Origin of the sequence: Streptomyces sp. NPDC059524, from assembly GCF_042749255.1 — a bacterium.
GTDB classification, from domain to species: domain Bacteria; phylum Actinomycetota; class Actinomycetes; order Streptomycetales; family Streptomycetaceae; genus Streptomyces; species Streptomyces xanthii.
This window is the reverse complement of the sequence record NZ_JBHYTK010000085.1, coordinates 30426-33757: the sequence shown is the minus strand read 5'-3', so window position 1 is coordinate 33757 and position 3332 is coordinate 30426. Positions and strand designations below refer to the sequence as shown.

The 3332-nt window shown below is 72.8% G+C and carries 4 protein-coding genes; all 4 read right to left on the bottom strand.

Features of this window, described 5'->3' with window-relative positions:
• Window positions 1-121: 121 nt before the first annotated feature.
• Complete coding sequence (locus ACFW9D_RS23080) at window positions 122-1111, bottom strand: ABC transporter ATP-binding protein (protein WP_188340590.1); 990 nt, start codon at window positions 1109-1111, stop codon at window positions 122-124.
• Entirely contained in the window at window positions 1108-2160 is a 1053-nt protein-coding gene (locus tag ACFW9D_RS23075; RefSeq protein WP_384624318.1) for an ABC transporter ATP-binding protein, read from the bottom strand. The genes ACFW9D_RS23080 and ACFW9D_RS23075 overlap by 4 nt, the downstream gene beginning before the upstream one ends.
• Window positions 2157-3065 carry an ABC transporter permease gene (locus ACFW9D_RS23070; RefSeq protein ID WP_384624316.1) on the bottom strand — a complete coding sequence of 303 codons (909 nt, stop codon included), beginning with the start codon at window positions 3063-3065 and terminating at the stop codon, window positions 2157-2159. Before ACFW9D_RS23070 ends, ACFW9D_RS23075 begins: the two co-directional genes overlap by 4 nt.
• Window positions 3062-3332, bottom strand: a 271-nt coding sequence (locus ACFW9D_RS23065) for an ABC transporter permease subunit (protein WP_384624314.1), incomplete at its 5' end; no start/stop codon positions are given. The genes ACFW9D_RS23065 and ACFW9D_RS23070, both read right to left, overlap by 4 nt.

Here is a 3332-nt window from a genome sequence, read left to right as displayed (position 1 = left end):
GCGCGGTCCCCCGCCCCCCTCCGGGGCCCCGCCCCCCGGGGGGGGGCGGGGAGGCACTCCCACGGCCCCGGCCCCGAATTTGGTTTGGGCCCCAGGGGACTTCGCGTACTCCGAGGTCGGGTCAGGCCGACTTCGCGTTCGGGGCCGTGCCGTCCTCGGACACGAGGTGGCAGGACACCTGGCGGCCGTCGGGGAGGGTGCGCAGGGCCGGGGACTCCGTGCGGCAGCGGTCCGTCGCCAGGGGGCAGCGCGTGTTGAAGTGGCAGCCGGGCGGCGGGTCCAGGGGGCTCGGCAGGTCGCCGCCGAGCACGATCCGGGAGCGTTCGCGCTGCTCCTGCGGATCCGGCACCGGCGCGGCCGAGAGCAGCGCCTGCGTGTACGGATGCTTCGGATCGGCGAACAGCTCCACCGCCGGGGCGAGTTCGACGATCCGCCCGAGGTACATCACGGCGATCCGGTCCGCGAGGTACTCGACCGCGGCCAGGTCGTGCGTGATGAACAGGCAGCCGAAACCGCGTTCCTTCTGCAGGTCGGCGAGCAGGTTCAGGACGGAGGCCTGGACCGACACGTCGAGCGCGGACGTGGGCTCGTCCGCGATGAGCAGCGCCGGCTCGACGGACAGGGCCCGCGCGATGGAGACGCGCTGGCGCTGTCCGCCGGAGAGCTGGTGCGGGGTGCGGTCGGCGAGTTCGGGGCGCAGGCCGACCTGGCGGAGCAGTTCGTCGACGCGGGCGGAGGCCTCGGCCCGGTTCGCCAGGCCGTGCAGCCGTAGCGGCTCGGCGATGATCTGGCGGATCGTCATGCGCGGGTTGAGCGAGGAGGACGGGTCCTGGAAGACCAGGTGGACCTTCTTGCGCAGCGGCCGCATGGCGCGCGGGGACAGCGTCGTGACGTCGGTGCCGTCGATGACGACCTCGCCGCCGGTCGGGGTGTCGAGACGAACCACGCAGCGGCCCACCGTCGACTTGCCGCTGCCGGACTCGCCGACGAGCCCGACGACCTCGCCGGGGCCGATGGTCAGCGAGACGCCGTCGACGGCCTTGACCGTGCCGGACGCGGACGGGAAGTGACGCTGGAGGTCGCGGACCTCGAGGACGGGGGTCCCGGTCATCGGGAGACCTCCTCTGTCGTGGACGCGGAGCCGGGCACGCGCCCGCGCCCGCCCGCGCCCGCCGGGTGGTGGCAGGCGATCCGGTGCGCACCGGACAGGGTCCGCAGCTCCGGACGGCCCCCGCGGCAGTCGTCCTGCGCGAAGGTGCAGCGCGGCGCGAACGAGCAGGCGTCGGGCTGCTTGCGCAGGTCGGGCACGAGCCCGGGGATCTCGTTGAGCCGGGCGCGCCCGTCGGCGGTCCGGCTGCCGGGCCGCAGCACCGCCCCGAGCAGCCCGCGCGTGTACGGGTGGCTCGGGTGCGCGAACAGTTCCTCGGCCGGGGCCTGTTCGACGGGCCGGCCCGCGTACATGACGAGGACGCGGTCGGCGGTCTCGGCGACGACGCCGAGGTCGTGCGTGATGAGCACGATCGCGGTGCCGAGCCGGTCGCGCAGCGACTTGAGCACGTCGAGGATGCCGGCCTGCACGGTGACGTCGAGGGCGGTCGTCGGCTCGTCGGCGATGAGGACGGCCGGGTCGCAGGCGACCGCGATGGCGATCATGACGCGCTGGCGCATGCCGCCGGAGAGCTGGTGCGGGTACTCGTCGACCCGTTTGGCGGGGGCCGGGATGCCGACGAGGTCGAGCAGTTCGATCGCGCGGGCGCGCGCGTCCTTCTTGCTCAGCTTCTGGTGGTGGATCAGCACCTCGGTGATCTGCCGCCCGACGGTGAGCACCGGGTTCAGCGAGGTCATCGGCTCCTGGAAGATCATGGAGAGCCGGCGGCCGCGCAGCGAGCGCCAGGTGCGCTCGCTCGCGCCGACGAGTTCCTGCCCGTCGAGGGTCACGGAGCCGCCGATGCGGGCGGTGGGCGGAAGCAGGCCCATCACGGCCATGGACGTGACGGACTTGCCGCAGCCGGACTCGCCGACGACCGCGAGGACCTCCCCGGGGTGGAGGTCGTAGGAGACGCCGTCGACGGCGTGGACGACGGAGTCGGGTCCGTGGAAGTCGACGGTCAGGTCACGGACGCTGAGGACCGGCTCGGCCGGCTTCTGTGTGGCGGTCACCGGGAGCCTCCACGGGGGTCGAGGATGTCGCGGACGCCGTCGCCGAGCAGGTTGAACGCCAGCGTGGCGAGCACGATGACGAGGCCGGGGAAGACGGCCATCCAGGGGGCGTCGGCGATGAACGGCTGGGCGGAGGACAGCATCACGCCGAGCGAGGGCGACGGGGGCTGGACGCCGAGGCCGAGGAAGCTGAGCACGGCCTCGCCGATGATCGCCGACGGGATGCCGACGGTCGCCTGCACGATGAGCGCGGAGGTCGCGTTCGGCAGGATGTGGCGGAAGAGGATGGTGCCGTTGCCCGCTCCGTTGGCGATGGCGGCGCCCACGTAGTCGAGGTGCTTGAGGCGCAGTGTCTCGGCGCGGGTGATCCGCACGATCGCGGGGATCTGCGAGATGCCGATGGCGATGGTGGCGTTCTTCAGGGACGGGCCGAGAACGGCGGCGAGGCCGACGGCGAGCACCAGGAAGGGGAACGCGAGCATCGTGTCGGTGAGCCGCGAGACGACCGTGTCGGCGAACTTGCCGAAGTAGCCGGCGAGCAGGCCGAGCGGCACGGCGACCACGAACGCGAGCACGACGGCGAGGACGCCGACCTGCATCGACGCGGTGACGCCGACGAGGACGCGGGACAGCTGGTCGCGTCCCAGGTCGTCCGTGCCGAGCCAGTGGGCGCCGCTGGGCGCGGCGAGCGCGTTGTCGAAGTCGGGCTGCGCCGGGTCGTACGGGGTGAGGATCCCGGAGAGCAGTGCGACGAGAACGAAGAGCGCGGCGAGCACGGTGCCGGTGAGGGCGAGCTTGTTGCGGCGCAGCTTGCGCCACAGGCTCGCGGCCCGCCCGGGGTGCTTCTCGGCGACGGGCGCGGTCGGCGCCTTCGTGGGCGCGGCGGCGGTGTCGAGGGCCGTCATCGGGAGCCTCCCAGCCGGATGCGGGGGTCGACGACCGAGTAGAGGAGGTCGACGAGCAGGTTGATCAGGATGTAGGCGGCCGAGGTGAAGAGCACGACGCCCTGGACCATCGCGTAGTCGCGGGTGAAGACCGCGTCGATGGTGAGCTTTCCGAAGCCGGGCAGGACGAATACCTGCTCGGTGACGACGGCGCCGGAGATGAGCATGCCGAGTTGCAGGCCGAGCACCGTGATGACGGTGACGAGCGAGTTGCGCAGGGCGTGGCGG